Raw genomic sequence first — 18,193 nt, forward strand, 5'->3', positions numbered from 1 at the left:
CCGATTAGGCTTGGCGCCGATGCTGTTTTTCCAGCTTGCTGCGAATGCGGTTGCGTTTTAACGGCGAGATGTAATCCACAAAGAGCTTGCCCAGCAGGTGGTCTTGCTCGTGTTGAATGCACACGGCTAACAATCCGTCGGGCTCAATCTCAAAGGCATCGCCATTGCGATCCAGCGCTTTTACGCGAATATGCTTGGGGCGCTCTACGGTCTCGTAGTATCCCGGTACCGATAAACAACCCTCGTCGTATTGAAAGTGTTCATCGTCCAGCACGGTGATCTCAGGATTGATAAAGACCAGCGGCTCGCTGCGATCTTCGGAGATATCGATGACAATAATTTGTTCGTGGACATCCACCTGACTTGCGGCCAGGCCGATACCTGGCGCCTCGTACATGGTGTCGAACATATCGTCGATCAGTTTGCGTACCCTGTCATCCACGGTTTTTACCGGTACTGCGATATTACGAAGACGTGGATCGGGAAATTCCAGAATTTCAAGCACTGCCATAAGCTGCTATGACCATTTCAGTATATTTGCGTATTTTACTGTCATTAACCCAGCTAAGGTAATGACAAATAAGGTAATCAGGCTATAAAAGCTTCGCCAGCTATGGCGAATGCTCTATATTATACAGTCAGCGATTAAGAAATGCCTGATTATGCGCGCCGGGATTTGGCGGGATAAAAAAAGGCCAGGGTAAGGATCGATGAGTAATATGAAAAAAACGTTGTTGGGACTCGCTCTGGTGCTGTGTGCCGCCGTGCTTCATGCCGGAGATGTGTTAAGCCTTAAGGCGGGCCACCCGGAGACGTATGTGGTTAAGAAAGACGACACCCTCTGGGATATCTCGGGTGTGTTTTTGGACGACCCCTGGCTGTGGCCCGAGCTTTGGTATTACAACCCCCAAGTCGATAATCCGCATCTGATCTACCCCGGTGATATTCTTAAACTGAGGTGGGTTGATGGTCGGCCGGTGCTGGTAAAAGACAGTGGCGGTGGCGTGGTTAAGCTTAACCCGCAAATGCGCATATCCGACCTCAATGACGCCATTCCGCCGATTCCGCTGGATGTGATCGCCCCTTTCCTAACCCGTAGCCGGGTGGTTAATCCCGAGGAGTTAGAGCAAGCGCCTTATGTGCTGGCGGGCCGCGACGGCAATATTGTCGCGGGTGCGGGTGATCAAGTGTTAGGGCGAGGTGATTTTTCCCAAGAAGATAGCTACGGCGTTTATCGTGCCGGTCAGTTATACCAAGATCCAGTGACAGGCGAAGTGCTGGGCATTGAAGCTAAGGATATTGGCACGGCTAATTTGCTCAGCAGCGAGGGTGAAATATCGACCCTGGAACTGAATCGCAGCACTGAAGAAATTCGCCGAGCGGATCGCTTTTTACCTCTTGAGCGCCGTGAGCTCTTGGCGCGTTTTGACCCCAAGGCCCCTAATGACGATGTAGGCGGCTTTATTATTGCGGTTGAAGGTGGTGTTTCCCAAATTGGCAGCATGGATGTCGTGACCCTTAACTTGGGTGAGCGCAATAATATGATGGCCGGCGACGTCATGGCCATTTACACCACGGGGGTCATGGTTCGGGACCCCATCACCAACGAGCGCTTAAAAGCGCCGGATGTCCGCGCTGGGATATTGATGGTGTTTCGCACTTTTGAAAAAACCAGCTACGCTTTGGTATTGAAAGCGGAGCAGGCGCTGAAAGTGGGGGATCGTGTTAGCCCACCCTAGCGGCTGATTCCTTACCGACAATTGTGAAGAGCCCGGTTGTGATATGACCGGGTTTTACCACCGACAGCAAGGATGCTAGATGTGGAAACCCTCGCCCTTGATTGGCTGATTGCCCAATCCCATACAGACCTGCCGCCAGCAGCGTTTCGCCGGTTGATACAGACCGTTTCCCACCCCGCTAATTTACTCAATCTCCCTGCAAAAACGGCCTCAGAATTACTGCTGTGCGCCCAACGTCTGCGACGACTTGAGCGGGCGCTAAGTTCGGTCAGTATCCGCGACCAGCTATCCGCGGAGTTGCGACGCGCGGGGGCGGGCCTAATCTGTTGCCATTGCCCTGGCTATCCCCTGTTGTTAAAAGAAATCCATGATCCACCGCCGCTGCTTTACTATCGAGGTGAGTTAGGATTACTGAGCCAACCACTGTTGGCGGTGGTGGGGAGTCGCAGGCCCAGCCGTGGTGGCGTGAGAGATGCAACGGACTTTGCTAAGGCATTGAGTAATAGCGGCTTAACCGTGGTGAGTGGTATGGCCATGGGTATTGATAGTGCGGCTCATCTCGGTGCGTTAGCGGGTAAATCAGCAAGCATTGCGGTGCTGGGTACCGGGATTGATATTTGCTATCCCCGTCGTAACCAAGGGCTTTATGAAGAGCTTGGTCAATCAGGTTTACTGCTCAGCGAGTTTGCGCCGGGCACCGGGCCTCGCCGCCACCAATTTCCACTGCGAAATCGGGTTATTAGCGGTATGAGTTTGGGGGTGCTGGTGGTTGAGGCGGCAATCAATAGCGGCTCGTTAATTACCGCTCGCCAAGCCTTGGAGCAAAACCGGGAAGTGTTTGCGTTGCCGGGCTCGATTCACAACCCTGCCAGCCGAGGCTGCAATAGTTTGATTCGCCAAGGGGCCAAATTGGTCGACTCATTGGGCGATATTATTGAAGAGCTTAGTGGCTGGAGTGGCAATAGCTGCGAAACAGCGGAAGCTCAGGAGCCGTTGCCGCCAGAGGCGGTGGTGCTAGACTTGGGCTTTGAGCCCACGCCATTAGATGTGCTGGCTCAGCGAGCCGAGTTGTCGACAGCAGAAATGCTGAGCATGTTGTCAGATCTGGAATTGTCGGGGTGGGTTGAGCAAACCGCTGGTGGGTGGCAACGCTGCCGCTGAGTCCTATTGCTAATACGCTATGAATGAAAGGTACCTAAGCGCCCCGCCTTGCATTGTGCGCTCAGCTTGGTTAATTTGCCGGTCTCTATCAGCCAGCGGCTTGTTGATCGCCCCCGGATACCCGTAATGACACGCAATTACTCCCAATTTCGACTGCGCTATGCCGCTGATGTGCTTTATTCGGGTGGTGTGGTCAGCCACCCTACCGAAGCGGTGTGGGGCTTGGCAGCCCTCCCGAGCAACCCTGTTGCGGTACGTAAAATCCTGCAGATGAAAAAGCGTGATCCGGCGAAAGGCTTGGTGTTGGTGGCGGACAGTGTGCAGCGGGTGGCAGAGCTGCTCGCGCATTTACCTGAGGATCGACGGGAGATTGTTGTGGCAAGCTGGCCGGGGCCGGTGACTTGGGTTATTCCCGACCAAGACTTATTGCCAGTGTGGGTGCGAGGTTCCTTTGAAAGCGTTGCTATAAGAGTAAGTGATCACCCACTTACGTCAGCGTTGTGTCACGCGGTTGATAGCTGGCTGATTTCAACTTCTGCAAATCCTGTAGCATTGCCACCAGCGCGAAATCAGCGCCAAGTACAGCGTTATTTTGGCACGCAGCTTGATTACATTCTGCCCGGGGCAACGGGTGAACGCAGCCAGCCCAGTGAAATTCGCGATGCTTTAAATGGCGAAATTCTGCGTCCCGGTTAACGGCCTTAAGACTTTGCGGCCCAACTATTTGAAAGGCTAACCCGTGCAAGAAATCGATATAGCGGCAGTAAAAACGTTTTTGATGTCTCTACAAGATCGTATTTGTCAGCGTTTAGAAGAAATCGATGGCAATGCGCGTTTTGTTGAAGACGACTGGGGCCGGGGGCGCAGTCGGGTGATCACCGATGGCACCGTGTTTGAAAAAGGCGGTGTTAACTTCTCCCATGTGCAAGGCGACTCCATGCCGGGCAGTGCTACCGCCCATCGTCCAGAACTGGCCGGTCGCAGTTTTCAGGCCATGGGTGTCTCTCTGGTCATGCACCCGCAAAACCCCTACGTCCCCACGAGTCATGCCAATGTCCGATTTTTTGTGGCAGAAAAACCCGGCGAAGCGCCGGTGTGGTGGTTTGGTGGCGGCTACGATCTCACCCCTTATTATGGTTTCACAGAAGACTGCCAACATTGGCATGCCACTGCCCAGGCCGCCTGCGCGCCCTTTGGCGACGAGGTTTATGGCCGTTATAAGAAATGGTGCGATGAGTACTTTTATTTAAAACACCGGAATGAGGCCCGTGGTATTGGCGGCCTGTTTTTTGATGATTTAAACGAATGGGGTTTTGAGCGCAGTTTTGCTTTTATGCAGTCGGTGGGTGAATCCTTTCTCAAAGCCTATTTACCTATTGTGGCTCGACGTAAAGAGATGCCCTGGGAGCAGCGTCAGCGGGACTTTCAGCTGTATCGCCGGGGACGCTATGTGGAGTTCAATCTGGTCTATGATCGGGGCACGTTATTTGGTCTGCAAAGCGGTGGCCGCACAGAATCTATTCTTATGTCGATGCCGCCGCTGGTCAGATGGGAGTATAATTGGCAGCCTGATGACAACAGCCCCGAAGCGGCACTGACTCGGGATTTTCTCCCAGTCCGGGATTGGTTGCGGTAAAACAATAAGCCCGTTGAAGTAGAGCTCAGGTTTAAAGACATATGACAGATCAATACGCCGTGTTCGGAAACCCCGTTAAGCACAGCAAATCCCCGCCCATTCACGCTGCCTTTGCCGAGCAAACCGGCCAAGAGTTGCATTATCGCGCGCACAAAGTGGAAATAGGTCGCTTTGCCGAGGCCGCTAAGCAGTTTTTTGAGCATGGCGGCAAGGGCTTGAATATTACGGTGCCCTTTAAGTTGGATGCTTTTGAGTTTGCCGACGACCTCAGTGATCGGGCTCGGCGCGCGGGGGCGGTTAATACGCTCGCGCTGGAAGAAAATGGCCGAATCTACGGTGATAATACCGACGGTATCGGCATGGTTCGGGACATTCAGCAGAATTTGGGCTGGGAGCTGCACAACCAGCGCATTTTGGTATTAGGCGCGGGGGGCGCGGTGCGTGGTATTTTGGGCCCGCTGTTGAAACAGCGTCCAAAACACATTTTGATCGCTAACCGCACTGTTGAAAAGGCGAGCCGTTTAGCTGAGCAATTTGCCGATTTGGGTGAGGTGAATGGCTGTTCTTTTTCTGACTTAGCGGGCGGCCAGTTTGACCTGATTATTAACGGCACCAGCACCAGCATGAGTGGCGAGCTGCCGCCACTGCCCTCCTTTATTCTCAGTAATGAAGGTTGTGCCTATGACATGATGTACAGTGATCAGCCTACGCCATTTATGAGCTGGGCTGCCTCAGAGACGGCTTGGGCCGTGTCCGATGGCTTGGGTATGTTGGTGGAACAGGCGGCTGAGTCATTCTGCATTTGGCGCGGTGTGCGCCCCGATACCAAGCCGGTAATGGAAATGCTCCGGCAAACACTCTCTGGTTAAGCTTCTTCGTTAAATCTGGAACACATTTTATGTTGCTTTCTACACTGGCCTTAATTTTGGGCTTGGTTCTCTTGGTCTGGAGTGCAGACCGCTTTGTAATAGGGGCGTCGGCCACCGCGTCTATTCTTGGGGTGTCTACCCTTGTGGTGGGCATACTCGTGGTGGGCATTGGCACCTCGGCCCCAGAAATGCTGGTATCGGCTATTGCCGCGGCCGACGGCCAAACTGGCTTGTCGGTGGGCAATGCACTGGGTTCAAATATCACCAATATCGCGTTAATTCTTGGCATCACCGCGGTGCTAATTCCCTTGAAAGTGCAATCTCGCCTCATCACTAGAGAAATCCCCTTGCTGATTCTGGTGATGCTCTTGGGCTACTTTTTGCTTCAGGACGGTCAGCTAGATTTGGTGGATGGCTTAATTCTGGTGGCAGGTTTTGCCGGGGTGGTGATTCGTCAATTGTGGGAGGCCAAACACGGTAAGGGTGATGCGCTGGAGGCGGAGTTAGAAAACGAAATTCCCAAAGATATGCCCTTAAAAACTGCGTTGATGTGGTTGGCAATTGGATTTGTGTTGCTGATTGCTTCGGCGCGGCTGTTGGTTTGGGGGGCAGTGGATATTGCCCAGTATTTTGGGATTAGTGACTTGGTGATTGGCCTGACGGTGGTTGCCATTGGCACTAGCTTGCCTGAGCTGGCGGCCTCGGTGGCGGCGGCTCGCAAGAATGAGCACGACATTGCTATTGGTAATGTGGTGGGCTCCAACCTGTTTAATTTGTTAGGGGTAATGGCGATGCCTGGCCTGCTGGCACCCGGGGCGGTCGATGCCGAAGTGCTTAACCGGGACTATCCCATCATGCTGGTATTAACCCTGTTGTTTTTCCTGGTTGCGTGCGGACCCCGAAAAGACCGTCGTATCACGCGTCTTGAAGGGGCCGGTTTGCTGGTCTTTTACTTTGTCTATCTCGGCTATCTACTGGTGGATTCCGGTGCTGTGGGTGCCGCCATCGCCGTGAGTTAAGGTGGGTTTGTTTAGCTTTCTTTGTTCAGTGCAGCGATATGGCGGTCTTTTAGCTTGGCGTAATTGGCCGCGCTGTAACTAAAGTATTCGCGCTCGCCCTGGCTGAGTTCACGCTGGGGTTTGGCGGGGCTGCCCACATAGAGCCAACCGCTTTTTAAGGTTTTTCCCGGTGGCACCAAGGAGTTAGCTCCCACCACCACCTCATCTTCAATCGTCGCACCGTCCATCACAATGGTGCCCATGCCGATTAGCACTTTGCTACCGATGGTGCAGCCGTGCAGGGTTACCGAATGGGCCACCGTCACATCGTCGCCCATATTTAACGGAAAGCCATCTGGGTTATAGGGCCCCGCGTGGGTGATGTGCAACACGCTATTATCCTGAATGCTGCAGCGGGCGCCAATTTTAATGCTGTGCATATCGCCGCGAACCGTGGTCTGGGGCCAGATAGAGCTGTCGGTACCGATAGTTACATCGCCAATTACCACGGCGCTGGGATCGACAAATACCCCTTCTGCCAAGTTGGGGTGGTGGCCTTCAAAGCTGCGGATAGAGTGTTGCTTGAGATAGGTCATAGGGTTGGCCTCATGAAATTATGTGTAGATTCTCTGTCAAAGAGCTTGCTTAAAACAAGCTACAGCAGCCAAGCGAGGACGGCATTTGCTACACTAGACAGCTCGAATTTCTAGAAATTTAGAATAGGTTTTGATTATGACTGCAGTTGCATCCCTGCCCCAGTTTAGCACCTTGAGCCCTGACTCTTTGCCCGACGTTTGCGAGGCTCTGCTCAATGAGGCCCGTCAAGAAGTGGCCAAGCTGCTGCAAAGCGATGCCCCGCCCAGTGCAGATAATCTCTTGCTGCCTTTAGAGGTGCTGGACGATCGTATTGGTCAATTTTGGGCGCCACTCAGTCATCTGCACGGTGTGATGAACACGGAACAGTGGCGGCAAGCTTATAACGAATGTCTGCCATTGTTGACGGCGTATAACAGCGAGATGGGCCAAAATCGACCCCTGTTTGAGCGAGTTCAAACCTTGGTAAATAGTACGGCGTTTAGCGAATTGTCGACACCGCAGCAGCAATCGCTGCGGCATATGCTCCGGGACTTTACTTTGTCGGGGGTGGCGTTAGAAGGTGAGGCGGCCAAGCGGTTTGCGGATATTCAGCAGCGCTTGAGCGAGCTATCTACCCAGTTTTCTAATAATGTTTTGGATGCCACCGATGGGTGGGAAAAGTTTGTCAGCGACCCGGCTGAGTTAGCGGGCGTGCCAGAAATGGTGCTTGAAAACCTGAAAGAAGCCGCTGCCGCTAAAGACCAGCAAGGCTACCGCCTCAGCTTGGATATTCCCAGTTATTTGCCGGTTATGCAGTTTGCCGAGAACCGCGAATTGCGTCGGGAACTGTATGAGGCTTACGTCACTCGTGCATCCAAGCACAGCCCCAGCGGTGACAAATGGGATAATGGCCCATTAATGGTCGAGATTCTGCAATTGCGGCAAGAATTGGCCGAGCTGTTGGGCTTTGAGCACTACGCTGACGACTCTTTGGCGAGCAAAATGGCAGAGTCCAGCGATCAGGTCGTGGCGTTTTTAGAGGAGTTGGCAATTGCCAGCAAACCGGTTGCCGAAAAGGAGTTTACCGAGTTGCGTGCCTTTGCCGCCGCCCAGGGCCAAGAGGATTTACAGGCTTGGGATGTGCCGTTTTTTAGCGAAAAACTAAAAGAGGCAAATTACGCGATCTCCCAAGAGCAATTGCGCCCCTATTTTCCTGTTGAGAAAGTGATTAGCGGTTTGTTTAGTGTGTGCAGCCAATTATTTGATTTGCATATTCAAGCTGTTGAGAGCGCAGACCTGTGGCACAAAGACGCCCAGTGCTATGAAATTCAGCGCAATGGTGAACCCCTCGCTCATTTCTATCTGGATTTATATGCCCGGGCCAATAAACGCGGCGGTGCGTGGATGGCCAACTGTCGGAGCCGCTGGCGGATGCCCAGTGGCGAGGTGCAACTGCCGGTTGCGTTTTTGGTGTGCAACTTTACTCCGCCTACCTCTGAGCGTCCTTCGCTGTTAACCCACAATGAAGTCACCACCCTGTTTCATGAATTTGGTCATGGCCTGCACCATATGCTGACTAAAGTAGAAAGTTTGGCTGTATCGGGAATTGGTGGTGTCGCTTGGGATGCAGTAGAGCTGCCTAGCCAGTTTTTGGAAAACTGGTGCTGGGAAAAGTCTGTAGTGCCCGAAATTTCGGCCCATTATCAAACCGGTGAGCCTTTACCTGAGGCGCTTCTTGATAAGTTGTTGGCAGCCAAGAACTTCCAATCAGGTATGCAAATGCTTCGGCAGTTAGAGTTTTCGTTATTTGATTTCCGTTTGCATATGCAAACAGATATTGCCAACGAGGACGGTATTTCTGACATTATGGCAGGCGTACGTCAGCAGGTTTCAGTGTACTCACCACCGAGTTTTAATCGTTTTCAAAATAGCTTTTCGCATATTTTTGCAGGTGGTTATGCGGCGGGCTATTACAGCTATAAATGGGCAGAGGTGTTGTCGGCCGATGCGTTTTCCTTGTTTGAAGAACAAGGTGTAATGAACCAAGCAGCGGGTCGAAAGTTTTGTCAGGAAATTCTTGAGCGCGGCGGCTCAGAAGACGCCGCCGTGCTGTTCAAAAACTTTCGAGGTCGTGAACCTGCCAACGATGCCCTGCTACGACATTGCGGTATTGTGCAAGAAAAAGGGGCGTAAACAGTGGCCGAAAAATATCAAAAACGCTTTATTGCAGGCGCGGTTTGTCCTAAGTGTGCCGAAATGGATAAAACTGTTATGTACCGGGTGTCTGACAAAGAACAGGTACGGGAGTGTGTGCGCTGTGGTTTTAAAGAGTCTATTCGGGACGATAAAAACCAGCCAGAAGAAGTGACGACGCGGGTTAATCAGCCAAGGGTGGGCGAACAACCCCTGCCCCACGAGGATGAAATCAGCGTGGTGAAATTGATGGACCCAAGTGATGGGCGCAACCGGCGGGACCATTAACAGGCGTTGCTGAGCCAAAGCTGATTGGTGTTAAAGCTCAGTATCGCCGCTTTTTTTGCCGCAACTTTTGTCTCTTTTACTATTTTCAGGGCTAAAACCTGTAAAAGTACCTACAACTATTCGGAACGCAAATCACCGGGACTTATCTATACTGTTAAATGAAGCAGTGTCCCGGAGGACGTATGATGCTCAAATTGTTGTCAGTCTCATCACCCCATGCGGTAGGTGTTCGGCTGTCTGGTAAGGTGAACCATAATGATATGGACACCATTGTTAATGAAGTGGAGCGCAAGCTTAAAGACGAGGATCGGCTGGGTATTTATATTGAGCTGGATCACTTTGAAGGCTTTACGCTGCGGGGATTTTTACGAGAAACGCGATTCGCATTGCGCTATATGGGGCATATCACCCGGGCGGCAATGGTTGGCGAGAGCCGTTGGTTTAATCGCGCCTCAACGGTGATTACGCGTTTCTTTCCCAATGTAGAAATCGAACATTTTACGCCGATTCAAAAAGACGAAGCCCTGATTTGGGTGGCAGAAAAAGACGTAGAACATTTCTCGTGATTTTTGTGAATAGTTGCTAGCGACATGATCAAGGGTCTTTTATTGGACATCGGTGGCGTCTTAACAGAAGACGGCGCCGCCCTACCCGATGCGGTATCGGCTTTATCGCAAATACGGGCTAGCGGCCTGCCTCTGCGCCTGCTGACCAACACCTCCCGGCGTAATGCCAGCCAGGTGTTGAATGAGTTACGGGCACTAAAATTTGATGTCGCTGATGACGAGCTGATAACAGCGCCTATTGCTGTAAAACATTACCTGCAACGGCGTCAGCTGCGGCCCTATATTATTGCGACCCCAGCTTTGCAACAGGATTTTGTCGATATCGATGACACTAAGCCCAATGCTGTTGTGGTGTTTGATGCAGCCGAGGGCTTCAGCTACCAAACATTAGATGCTGCCTTTCAATATTTGCAAGACGGGGCGGAATTGGTTGCGGTGGGCGACAATAAATTTTATCGCAGTGCGGGTAGGCTGCATCTTGACGCAGGGCCATTTATAAAAGCCCTGGAGTACGCTGCTGGTACTCAAGCTGAGGTTATCGGTAAACCTTCAAACGCCTTCTACCAAAGTGTTGTTAATGAAATGGGCTTGGCCCCCGACCAAGTGATGATGGTAGGGGATGACGTGGTCAGCGATGTTTTGGGGGCCAGTGCTGCGGGGCTTCAGTCGTGTTTGTGTTGCACCGGTAAATATCAGCGAGGGGATGAACTCAAAGCCCCCAATGCGATAATGATTGCCGAAATCTCCCAGCTGCTTCCTGTCATTGCGGCGGGGTAATGACCCCGCCTCTGGTTTTTAAAACATATCACTGTCTATTTGCGGCTTATTTCCTGTTTGTCTCCACTTAGGGTGTTATTCCTGAATGCTAAATTCGAGCCCGGCATGGGCTTCCAGTCGGGCCAGCAATGGGTCACTAAGCAGGCTGGCTGGTGTCCAGAATCCGCCTCCAGCATTGGGTCCCAAATCATCTCTTGCTAAGCAAATGGCGGCTTGGCCTAGCATTTTTCCTGTTGAACCATAACCGGGGTCGCGATCTCCGCTGACTTGAGTGATGATGGTGTTCCCCGCAGGGGTTGTGCCGTAAAAGCGGAGCTTAAAAAAGCCATTCTTTTGCTGATCTGGTGTGGGACCGTCGCCCGGCGCAGGCAATAAAAAGCGCTCCAACAGCCAGCGCCCCGGTTTGATGTTGCTGCCGAGCATTACGCCAGCGAGCCCGCCGTAGACACTCCAAGCGTTAAATCTGCCTTTTACCCCTTTGCCGGTATACATCGCCTCATCGTAGCGAAAGCCTTTACCGTAGCGGTGGCCTAGCAAGTCATTGCTGCGTTGCACTACCCGGGTATTAATGGCGGCCATCACAAATGGCGCTATCCAACCACCGCTGGCCTCGTCATATTTCGGGCCGTTGGTATTAGTTTGTCGAGTGGCGTTATCGGTGTGACAGAGCAGGTAGGGGTTGGCGAGTTTCTTTCGTAGCGTTGGGTCTTGTTTGGTCTCATCAATCAGGTTCATCATGCTGGCGACGGTACCGCCCGAAAAGCCCCCTTTGGCGGCAAAGACGCGCATGTTGATCTGTTCGCAGTACTCACCCAAGCGATGCAAGGCATGTTGCTGGGTAAAGAGTACGCCCAAATCTGAGGGTATGGAATCAAAACCACAGCAATGCACAATTCTGGCGCCAGAGGCTTTTGCGGCCTCTTCATGCTCATCCAGCATACGTCTAATCCATTGCGCTTCGCCGGTAAGGTCACAGTAATCAGTACCGGTTTCTACACAGACTTTAACCAATGGGCTGCCATACAATGCGTAGGGTCCCACGGTGCTGACGATCACTCTGCTTTGCTCACATAGGCTGCGCAATGCCACTTCATCGTCGGCATCTGCGATTAAGCTGGGAAGGTCCTCTCTGCCTAACTCCGCTTTGAGGGCGGTGAGCTTCTCTGCCGAGCGACCCGCAATGGCCCAGCGCAACGGCGGTTGCTCGTCGATATCGCTCAGATAGCGGCACAGTATTTTGCCGACAAAGCTGCTTGCCCCAAAAACGATTAAATCGTAGCGATGATCCGTCATACCCTATCCTCTTGAAATCAGGTCTTTTGCTATCGGTTGCTGTGACAAAAATAACGCTAAGCGTCTCCATCTTGAAACAGATAGCCATTTAAATAGTCTGTTAAAGTTAGATCAAACTGTAAAAAACGCACAGCAAAGGGGAGTAAATGGCTGAAATTTCGGTGCTAATCCAGCAGTTTCGCAATGTCCGCCAGCAAACAGAGCGCTTGGTAGCGCCTTTAAGCGAGGCCGATGCACAGCTTCAGTCTATGCCAGATGCCAGCCCGGCCAAATGGCACTTGGCCCATACCAGCTGGTTCTTTGAGAGCTTTTTGCTGCCGGGGCTTAACCCGAACTACCAAGTGTTTGATCCCTATTTTAGCTATTTGTTTAATTCTTATTACAACGGCATTGGCGAACAATATCCCCGGGAGCGACGTGGCATGATTAGCCGCCCCTCTTTGGCCGAGATACTGGAATACCGCCACTATGTGACTGAGCAAGTCATTGCGGCTGTGCAAGCACCCTCGTCGCAACAGATTTTTACCTTAGAGCTGGGAATTCACCACGAGCAACAGCATCAGGAATTGTTATTAACAGATATTCAGCATGGGCTTTGGCAAAACCCCATGTTACCCGTTTACCGTCCTCGTGATAGCAGCAGTATATCGTTAAATCCAGGCCCTATGTCGTGGGTATCTTGTCCAGAAGGTTTATACCGCATTGGTGCCGAGGGGGCTGGGTTTTGCTTTGATAATGAGCAGCCCCGCCACCGGGTTTTTTTAGATGCCTTTGAATTAGCCAATCGGCCGGTCAGCAATCGAGAGTTTTTGACGTTTGTTGAAGATGGCGGTTACCACAACCCTTTGCTGTGGTTGGCAGATGGTTGGGCGATGTTGGAGCAGCAATCAATTCGACACCCTCTTTATTGGCGCAAGGATGACAATGAGGGCTGGCAGCAGTTTTCTCTGCACGGTGAGCAGCCTTTAAATCTAGATGCGCCGGTGAGTCAGCTTTCATATTATGAAGCCAATGCGTTTGCCCAATGGGCCTCTGCACGCTTGCCTCGAGAAGCCGAATGGGAGCAGCTACTCAGCGCTTGTAATTTAGATACGCCTTGCACGCTACAAGCAGAATTTTATGATTTAAAGCCCCATAACTTGTATTCGGGAGGGGTGTGGGAGTGGACTCAAAGCAGCTATCAACCCTATCCCGGCTATAGAGAGTTTAGCGGGAAGGCTGGGGAATATAACGGTAAGTTTATGTCCTCTCAATTTGTATTGCGGGGTGGATCTTGCGTAACGCCACAGGGCCACATTCGTTCTAGTTACCGAAATTTCTTTTATCCCCATCAGCGCTGGCAGTTTAGTGGCCTGCGACTTTGCCGTGACAGCGGAAACCAATAATTAAAAGGAGATTGCTATGTCGATTGCGACCGCGTTAACGCCACAGAAAACAAACCAGACATTTTTACATGATGTTATTCAGGGCTTGTCTCAAAGTCCCAAAACGTTGCCTTGCAAATATTTTTACGATGAGCGTGGATCGGATCTTTTTGAAAAAATATGTGAAACCCAAGAGTATTATGTGACCCGCACTGAAATGGCAATTTATCGTGATCGGGCAGCCGAAATGGCCGCATTGATTGGCCCCAATGCACAAATTATTGAACCCGGTGCAGGCGCTTTAAAGAAAGTGAGTTTGTTGTTAAATGCCTTGCAAGATCCTTTGGCCTACACGCCAATGGATATCTCGGCAGATTTTTTGCGACAGTGCAGCGATAAATTGCGGCATCAATTTCCCTTCTTAGATATTGACCCGATTGCTGTCGATTTTAATAACCATGAGGCACTTATAGATGGCCTGCGTCGGCGGGATTTTGATGCCAGCCCGCGGGTGATATTCTTTCCCGGCTCAACAATTGGCAACTTTGCTCCAGCAGCAGCAACGACATTCTTGGCGGCGATTGCAAAAGGTCTGAAATCAGGTGATGGTTTGCTGATTGGGGTAGATCTTTTGAAATCAGAAGCGGTACTAGAAGCGGCCTATAATGATGTTGATGGCTTTACTGAAGCATTTAATAAAAATTTATTGCGCCGCATTAATGTAGAGTTAGATAGTGATATCGACGCGGAATATTTTTCCCATATAGCTTGCTTCAATCAGAACCAGCAGCGTATTGAAATGCATTTGCGAAGCGATCGAGAGCAATACTGTCAGGTTGGCGATAAGCGATTTTACTTTGCCGAAGGCGAGACTATCCACACTGAAAATTCTTATAAATATAGCAGTGAAGATTTTATTGCATTAGCTGCAGGGGCGGGGTTTAAATCCGAGACAGTATGGATGGATGCTGAACAATTATTCAGTGTGCACTTTATGCGCCGAGTATAAGTTTAAAGCTTGCGCTCAGTTGTGCTTAATTAATTGAACACGGGCGCTTATTAATGTGGTGTGGTCAGGGTTTAATTGGCAACGATATTCGCCGCCGCGGCCAGATAATTGCTGCACCGACATTTTTTGGCCGCTGGGTATAGAAAATAATAACAGCAAACAGGGTGCCGCTGAGCCGGTTGCTGAATCTTCAATAACGTCTATCTGAAGCGGTATCTTGGATTTGTTACTGAGGTGAGATGGATCGCGTAAACACCGAAAGTAGCGAAAATAAATATGGTTCTTATCCTGAGTTGCCACAATGAGAGAAGCGTTTTCACAGTGTTGCATTATGTGAGGATGGGGATTAAAGCGTGCAAGCTGAGCGACCGAGCCAAGTTTTAGTGCAATATATCCGGCCTCACCGCCGAGGCTTATCATATCAGTTGCGCCGCATAAGCTTGCTAATATCTGCCCGCGCTCATTTTGAATTGGCGTGCCGTAATCTGGCAATGTGAGCGTATATTCAGAGCCGTCGGCGCCAACATAAAATCTTTCACCAACGTGACTGTGAAGTACCGCTGTGGTTTCGACGAGTTTGTTGTGTCCATGGAGATAAGCCGCTGCTGCGAAGGCACCATGACCGCAGCGTTGAATGTCACCGTGGTAATCAAACCAGCGAACGTAAAACTCGCCCGCCGTTCTTGGTGACAATAGGCTTAACACCGCATTGTTCGGCAGGCGATTTACGAAAAGCTCTTTTGATAATGAGCGCGGGTCTTGTTGCTGTGAGCAAAAGCTAACTGCGGCGATATTGCCATTGGCTTGTGGGCCGCTAAAAACGCGATATATAAAAAAAGTCTGAGTCATTTTTTGAAGGACTACAGATAGTCTGGGGTATTTTTTCTACAGGCTGTTTTGTCTTCTTCGTAGAGTAGTTTTTCACATTGGCGTAGTCGCCACTCGCGTTGAGAGTCGTATTCAGGGTTGCTGCTGCAACCACTAAGCGACATGCAGGCCATGAGTATGGTTATAAAAATACGGAACGTGGACGCTGTCATTGTTGGTTTAACTCTTTTATCCAGAAGCGCAAGGGTTTAGTGCTGTTCTCGTCTGTCCCTACATCGGGCCAATCGAAGTGGCACATAATTTCGGTGGGCCGATAGTGGTGGCGCCGCCAGAATGCCTCGTTGCCTCGGTAGTTTAAGGGTTTTCGCGGATCGTCGGCGTGCCTTTCTACAGCACAAAAGCAGCCATTTTTCTTGCCGAGATGTATGCCGTGGTTTTCTCTTAGTTTAAAAAAATGCCCACCTAAACCCTGGCCCCGATACGGTCGAAGAATCAAGGATTCGCCGTAATAGAGGAATTCGTCAGCCGAATACCCCGCGCTTATCATAGGTTTTTGCATTTCTGTTTCAGCATGTTCTAGTGGCAGTGCGGTGGAGGCAGCAACCAATGTGTCCCCATCAAAGCAGAGCATACTGATACTGTCAGCGCAGTCGGCATAGCGTTGTAAATACATCGCCTCGTAGTGCATGTTGCCCTCGTAAAGATAGGGCCATTCCCGAAAGACAGACATACGTAACTGGGCTAAGGCGTTGAGATGTTCGCCGATTGCGCTGCCATTCAGGGTTTTGATGTTTAGAAAATTGAGCATTTTTCTCGGAGCACTTTGCACAGGAATTTATGGTATCAGCTTTGGGTAAGTATGGTGCCTAGCATGGCCAGGGCAAAACCGATAACAGCGCCGAGGGGCGGCCCCCAGTGTTTTTCTAGTTTGGCCTGTGGCGCAATATCTTGAAAGATGAGATAGAGAATACCGCCACTTGCCAATAGCAGCACACTTCCAAGCGCCATTTCCTGGCCTGCTAATACGCTGTAGCCCAATACTGCAAACAACGGCCCCAAAGGAATTAACACTAGCATTAAAAGTAAAATATTGCGCCGGGAATGGCCTGCGTCCTGTAACTCCCGAAAGGCGTTGAAGCCTTCAGGTAAATTTTGTAGGCCGATCAGTATTGCCAGCAGTGCGGCATCACTGGAGCCGCTGGCGATAATACCGCCCAATGCTAAGGATTCAGGGAGGTAGTCCAGCAGCATGCCGGTGAGTTGTGGAGCCGCTTTTTTCCTGACGCCAAGTTGTTGTTCCAGCAGAAAAAACAGTAATCCGCCGGACAAAAATAAGGCAATGGCACCCAGAGAGTAGTCCATGGCGGTGAGCGCTTCAGGCACCAATACCATGGCGACAGCGCCAGCTAGAATGCCGCCACCCAAAGCAATAACAAAGTGGCGAAACTCTTGCTCAAGCCAGTCGCGCTGAAACCGCGCCATGCCTGCGAGAGCGCCGCCTATTACAATACAGGCACCGGCTCCGGCGCTGTAGAACACGAGTAACCAGTGGCTAGCATTCATGGTTGATTTTTGAAGTTGGTGAGTTGGAACATAAATTTTTCCACCGCTTCGGTGTACTCGCCCTCGCTTCCCAAATTGCTGTTGATCGCCAGATGACTCAGGTTTTGGGGCAGTACGGTAGTGGCAACACCAAGGGCTTTGCCTTTTGCAGAAAAGGATTCCGCTTGATTGCAGCTATCGCTGCGACGGTTTGAGCATACCAAAAGTATGGGCTTCACTTTGGCGTGGAGGTGATGCGTCGCCGAATTTTGCCGCCAATATTCGGGTTCATCACCAAAGGCCCGGTCATAGAGTTTCGGGTGGCGCTTCTCCATGATTTGAGTGATATCGAGGGCGGCGCTATCCAACAATATGGCGCCTTGCCAGTGCAGTTTTGGATAAGCTGATGTCAACGCGGGATTCGTTGCGATGATGGCGACGAGTTGTGCTCCCGCTGAATGCCCCATTAACACCATTTGCTTTGGATCGGCCTGCCATTGGGGGGCAAGCTTTTGCACCTCGGCTAAGGCGCTGGCAATGTCCTTTGCTTGTTGATCCGGAGGTGTATCTGGCAGCATGCGGTAGTTGAGGGAAACCAGAACCCAGCCCTGTTCAACCCAGCGTTGGATTTTGTTTTTGACCACGGCGCGATTTTTCTTATCGCCAAAACGCCATGCGCCGCCATGCACCATTACCAACAACGGACGTTGCGAGGAGGCTTGATCGGGAAGATATACGTCCATGCGCTGGGCGGGATCGTTTCCGTAGGCGATATCTTCCAGTTTACTGGCGTTGGCAAGGCCGGTGAGTGAGAGAAGAAAAATCATGGCGATGCCAGCGCGGCGTCGGTGCCAGCAGTTTTTCATCTGCACGTCCCTGTTTTGGGCTTGGAATGTATTTAGGGAGCATCGCAGCTGGCGCGACTCTCCCAGAGTGCCGTCAAAATGGCACCGCGGGTTAGCAGACCAAGCAAAACGCCGTCTTCAATGACCGGATAGGATTTGGGGCGGTTTTTACCCATTGTTTGGGCAATGTCGACAATTGAGCGGTCGGGACTCACCGATAAAACTTCATTGTGCATCACGTCGCTGACGGTGGGCGAGCCTTCGCAGTGATAGCTGCTCACGAGCATAGCGTGAATGCAGTCTTGCTCAGAGACAAAGCCAATGACGGTGTTTTGATCATCGACCACCGGTAGGCCTGTGAGCTGGTGCTTAATGAGCGTGTCGACAACTTCACCCAGCGCCGCGTTGGCTTTTATCATTGGGGCGGGGCTGATCATAATACTGCTGGCTAAAAGACTTGTGCTCATAACATCACTCCTTGAAACGGATAATAAAATCATATGCCCGTT

At 51.2% G+C, this 18,193-nt stretch carries 21 protein-coding genes; 12 read left to right on the forward strand and 9 right to left on the reverse strand.

The window, feature by feature from the left end; all coding sequences use genetic code 11:
- Positions 1–4: 4 nt before the first annotated feature.
- Entirely contained in the window at positions 5–511 is a 507-nt protein-coding gene (def, locus tag IMCC21906_RS02160) for a peptide deformylase (RefSeq protein WP_047010789.1), read from the reverse strand.
- 199 nt (positions 512–710) lie between these two features.
- Here def and IMCC21906_RS02165 point away from each other — a divergent pair, with 199 nt between their 5' ends.
- The 6 genes from IMCC21906_RS02165 (at position 711) to IMCC21906_RS02190 (ending at position 6,424) form a co-directional block, all read left to right on the forward strand.
- Entirely contained in the window at positions 711–1,739 is a 1,029-nt protein-coding gene (locus IMCC21906_RS02165) for a LysM peptidoglycan-binding domain-containing protein (RefSeq protein ID WP_369795806.1), read from the forward strand.
- A gap of 72 nt (positions 1,740–1,811) precedes the next feature.
- Positions 1,812–2,900: a DNA-processing protein DprA gene (gene dprA, locus IMCC21906_RS02170; RefSeq protein ID WP_047010790.1), complete on the forward strand. Its 1,089-nt coding sequence runs from the start codon at positions 1,812–1,814 to the stop codon at positions 2,898–2,900.
- Positions 2,901–3,026: 126 nt separating this feature from the next.
- Positions 3,027–3,596 (forward strand): L-threonylcarbamoyladenylate synthase, encoded by a 570-nt coding sequence (locus IMCC21906_RS02175; protein ID WP_047010791.1) that lies wholly within the window; start codon positions 3,027–3,029, stop codon positions 3,594–3,596.
- A gap of 43 nt (positions 3,597–3,639) precedes the next feature.
- Positions 3,640–4,536 (forward strand): oxygen-dependent coproporphyrinogen oxidase, encoded by an 897-nt coding sequence (hemF, locus tag IMCC21906_RS02180; protein ID WP_082117317.1) that lies wholly within the window; start codon positions 3,640–3,642, stop codon positions 4,534–4,536.
- A gap of 41 nt (positions 4,537–4,577) precedes the next feature.
- Positions 4,578–5,405, forward strand: a complete 828-nt coding sequence (gene aroE / locus IMCC21906_RS02185) for a shikimate dehydrogenase (RefSeq protein ID WP_047010792.1) — start codon at positions 4,578–4,580, stop codon at positions 5,403–5,405.
- 29 nt (positions 5,406–5,434) lie between these two features.
- A complete protein-coding gene (locus IMCC21906_RS02190) occupies positions 5,435–6,424 on the forward strand; it encodes a calcium/sodium antiporter (protein WP_047010793.1) in 990 nt (329 codons plus the stop codon).
- A gap of 11 nt (positions 6,425–6,435) precedes the next feature.
- Here the strand turns inward: IMCC21906_RS02190 and IMCC21906_RS02195 are convergent, their stop codons facing one another.
- Positions 6,436–6,999, reverse strand: a complete 564-nt coding sequence (locus IMCC21906_RS02195; protein WP_047010794.1) for a gamma carbonic anhydrase family protein — start codon at positions 6,997–6,999, stop codon at positions 6,436–6,438.
- 136 nt (positions 7,000–7,135) lie between these two features.
- Here IMCC21906_RS02195 and IMCC21906_RS02200 point away from each other — a divergent pair, with 136 nt between their 5' ends.
- From IMCC21906_RS02200 to IMCC21906_RS02215, 4 genes are all read left to right on the forward strand, one after another.
- Positions 7,136–9,172 (forward strand): M3 family metallopeptidase, encoded by a 2,037-nt coding sequence (locus tag IMCC21906_RS02200; protein ID WP_047010795.1) that lies wholly within the window; start codon positions 7,136–7,138, stop codon positions 9,170–9,172.
- 3 nt (positions 9,173–9,175) lie between these two features.
- Positions 9,176–9,460: a YheV family putative zinc ribbon protein gene (locus IMCC21906_RS02205; RefSeq protein WP_052763320.1), complete on the forward strand. Its 285-nt coding sequence runs from the start codon at positions 9,176–9,178 to the stop codon at positions 9,458–9,460.
- A 182-nt stretch (positions 9,461–9,642) separates the two neighbouring features.
- Positions 9,643–10,026 (forward strand): STAS/SEC14 domain-containing protein, encoded by a 384-nt coding sequence (locus IMCC21906_RS02210; protein WP_047010796.1) that lies wholly within the window; start codon positions 9,643–9,645, stop codon positions 10,024–10,026.
- 24 nt (positions 10,027–10,050) lie between these two features.
- Entirely contained in the window at positions 10,051–10,803 is a 753-nt protein-coding gene (locus IMCC21906_RS02215) for a TIGR01458 family HAD-type hydrolase (RefSeq protein ID WP_047010797.1), read from the forward strand.
- Between the two features lie 75 nt (positions 10,804–10,878).
- Here IMCC21906_RS02215 and IMCC21906_RS02220 read toward each other — a convergent pair whose 3' ends face one another.
- The gene (locus IMCC21906_RS02220) at positions 10,879–12,096 is read right to left on the reverse strand and encodes a trans-acting enoyl reductase family protein (RefSeq protein ID WP_047010798.1); all 1,218 of its coding nucleotides are present in this window, start codon (positions 12,094–12,096) and stop codon (positions 10,879–10,881) included.
- A gap of 146 nt (positions 12,097–12,242) precedes the next feature.
- Here IMCC21906_RS02220 and egtB point away from each other — a divergent pair, with 146 nt between their 5' ends.
- Both egtB and egtD read left to right on the forward strand, forming a co-directional pair.
- Entirely contained in the window at positions 12,243–13,481 is a 1,239-nt protein-coding gene (egtB, locus tag IMCC21906_RS02225) for an ergothioneine biosynthesis protein EgtB (protein ID WP_047010799.1), read from the forward strand.
- Between the two features lie 16 nt (positions 13,482–13,497).
- Positions 13,498–14,469 (forward strand): L-histidine N(alpha)-methyltransferase, encoded by a 972-nt coding sequence (egtD, locus tag IMCC21906_RS02230; protein ID WP_047010800.1) that lies wholly within the window; start codon positions 13,498–13,500, stop codon positions 14,467–14,469.
- A 15-nt stretch (positions 14,470–14,484) separates the two neighbouring features.
- On the opposite strand, the gene IMCC21906_RS02235 is transcribed toward egtD, so the two are convergent.
- From IMCC21906_RS02235 to IMCC21906_RS02255, 6 genes are read right to left on the reverse strand one after another with little or no spacing between them, the layout of a single operon-like run.
- A complete protein-coding gene (locus IMCC21906_RS02235; protein ID WP_047010801.1) occupies positions 14,485–15,318 on the reverse strand; it encodes a PhzF family phenazine biosynthesis protein in 834 nt (277 codons plus the stop codon).
- 11 nt (positions 15,319–15,329) lie between these two features.
- Complete coding sequence (locus IMCC21906_RS16775; protein WP_156165965.1) at positions 15,330–15,509, reverse strand: hypothetical protein; 180 nt, start codon at positions 15,507–15,509, stop codon at positions 15,330–15,332.
- The gene (locus tag IMCC21906_RS02240; protein ID WP_047010802.1) at positions 15,506–16,105 is read right to left on the reverse strand and encodes a hypothetical protein; all 600 of its coding nucleotides are present in this window, start codon (positions 16,103–16,105) and stop codon (positions 15,506–15,508) included. Before IMCC21906_RS02240 ends, IMCC21906_RS16775 begins: the two co-directional genes overlap by 4 nt.
- A 35-nt stretch (positions 16,106–16,140) precedes the next feature.
- Positions 16,141–16,860: a ZIP family metal transporter gene (locus tag IMCC21906_RS02245; RefSeq protein WP_047010803.1), complete on the reverse strand. Its 720-nt coding sequence runs from the start codon at positions 16,858–16,860 to the stop codon at positions 16,141–16,143.
- The gene (locus tag IMCC21906_RS02250; RefSeq protein WP_052763321.1) at positions 16,857–17,705 is read right to left on the reverse strand and encodes an alpha/beta hydrolase; all 849 of its coding nucleotides are present in this window, start codon (positions 17,703–17,705) and stop codon (positions 16,857–16,859) included. Before IMCC21906_RS02250 ends, IMCC21906_RS02245 begins: the two co-directional genes overlap by 4 nt.
- Before the next feature lie 32 nt (positions 17,706–17,737).
- Positions 17,738–18,151, reverse strand: coding sequence for a CBS domain-containing protein (locus IMCC21906_RS02255; protein ID WP_052763322.1), 414 nt, complete (start codon positions 18,149–18,151; stop codon positions 17,738–17,740).
- Positions 18,152–18,193 lie beyond the last annotated feature (42 nt).

Origin of the sequence: Spongiibacter sp. IMCC21906 (genome assembly GCF_001010805.1) — a bacterium.
GTDB lineage: Bacteria > Pseudomonadota > Gammaproteobacteria > Pseudomonadales > Spongiibacteraceae > Spongiibacter.

Coding starts and splice junctions, on each gene's coding strand:
- egtD (WP_047010800.1), top strand. CDS start 13,498: ATGTCGATTGCGACCGCGTTAACGCCACAGAAAACAAACCAGACATTT.
- IMCC21906_RS02235 (WP_047010801.1), bottom strand. CDS start 15,318: ATGACTCAGACTTTTTTTATATATCGCGTTTTTAGCGGCCCACAAGCC.
- IMCC21906_RS02195 (WP_047010794.1), bottom strand. CDS start 6,999: ATGACCTATCTCAAGCAACACTCTATCCGCAGCTTTGAAGGCCACCAC.
- IMCC21906_RS02220 (WP_047010798.1), bottom strand. CDS start 12,096: ATGACGGATCATCGCTACGATTTAATCGTTTTTGGGGCAAGCAGCTTT.
- aroE (WP_047010792.1), top strand. CDS start 4,578: ATGACAGATCAATACGCCGTGTTCGGAAACCCCGTTAAGCACAGCAAA.
- IMCC21906_RS02245 (WP_047010803.1), bottom strand. CDS start 16,860: ATGAATGCTAGCCACTGGTTACTCGTGTTCTACAGCGCCGGAGCCGGT.
- IMCC21906_RS02255 (WP_052763322.1), bottom strand. CDS start 18,151: ATGAGCACAAGTCTTTTAGCCAGCAGTATTATGATCAGCCCCGCCCCA.
- IMCC21906_RS02210 (WP_047010796.1), top strand. CDS start 9,643: ATGATGCTCAAATTGTTGTCAGTCTCATCACCCCATGCGGTAGGTGTT.
- IMCC21906_RS16775 (WP_156165965.1), bottom strand. CDS start 15,509: ATGACAGCGTCCACGTTCCGTATTTTTATAACCATACTCATGGCCTGC.
- dprA (WP_047010790.1), top strand. CDS start 1,812: ATGCTAGATGTGGAAACCCTCGCCCTTGATTGGCTGATTGCCCAATCC.
- IMCC21906_RS02250 (WP_052763321.1), bottom strand. CDS start 17,705: ATGAAAAACTGCTGGCACCGACGCCGCGCTGGCATCGCCATGATTTTT.
- IMCC21906_RS02240 (WP_047010802.1), bottom strand. CDS start 16,105: ATGCTCAATTTTCTAAACATCAAAACCCTGAATGGCAGCGCAATCGGC.
- def (WP_047010789.1), bottom strand. CDS start 511: ATGGCAGTGCTTGAAATTCTGGAATTTCCCGATCCACGTCTTCGTAAT.
- IMCC21906_RS02175 (WP_047010791.1), top strand. CDS start 3,027: ATGACACGCAATTACTCCCAATTTCGACTGCGCTATGCCGCTGATGTG.
- IMCC21906_RS02190 (WP_047010793.1), top strand. CDS start 5,435: ATGTTGCTTTCTACACTGGCCTTAATTTTGGGCTTGGTTCTCTTGGTC.
- egtB (WP_047010799.1), top strand. CDS start 12,243: ATGGCTGAAATTTCGGTGCTAATCCAGCAGTTTCGCAATGTCCGCCAG.
- IMCC21906_RS02200 (WP_047010795.1), top strand. CDS start 7,136: ATGACTGCAGTTGCATCCCTGCCCCAGTTTAGCACCTTGAGCCCTGAC.
- IMCC21906_RS02215 (WP_047010797.1), top strand. CDS start 10,051: ATGATCAAGGGTCTTTTATTGGACATCGGTGGCGTCTTAACAGAAGAC.
- IMCC21906_RS02165 (WP_369795806.1), top strand. CDS start 711: ATGAGTAATATGAAAAAAACGTTGTTGGGACTCGCTCTGGTGCTGTGT.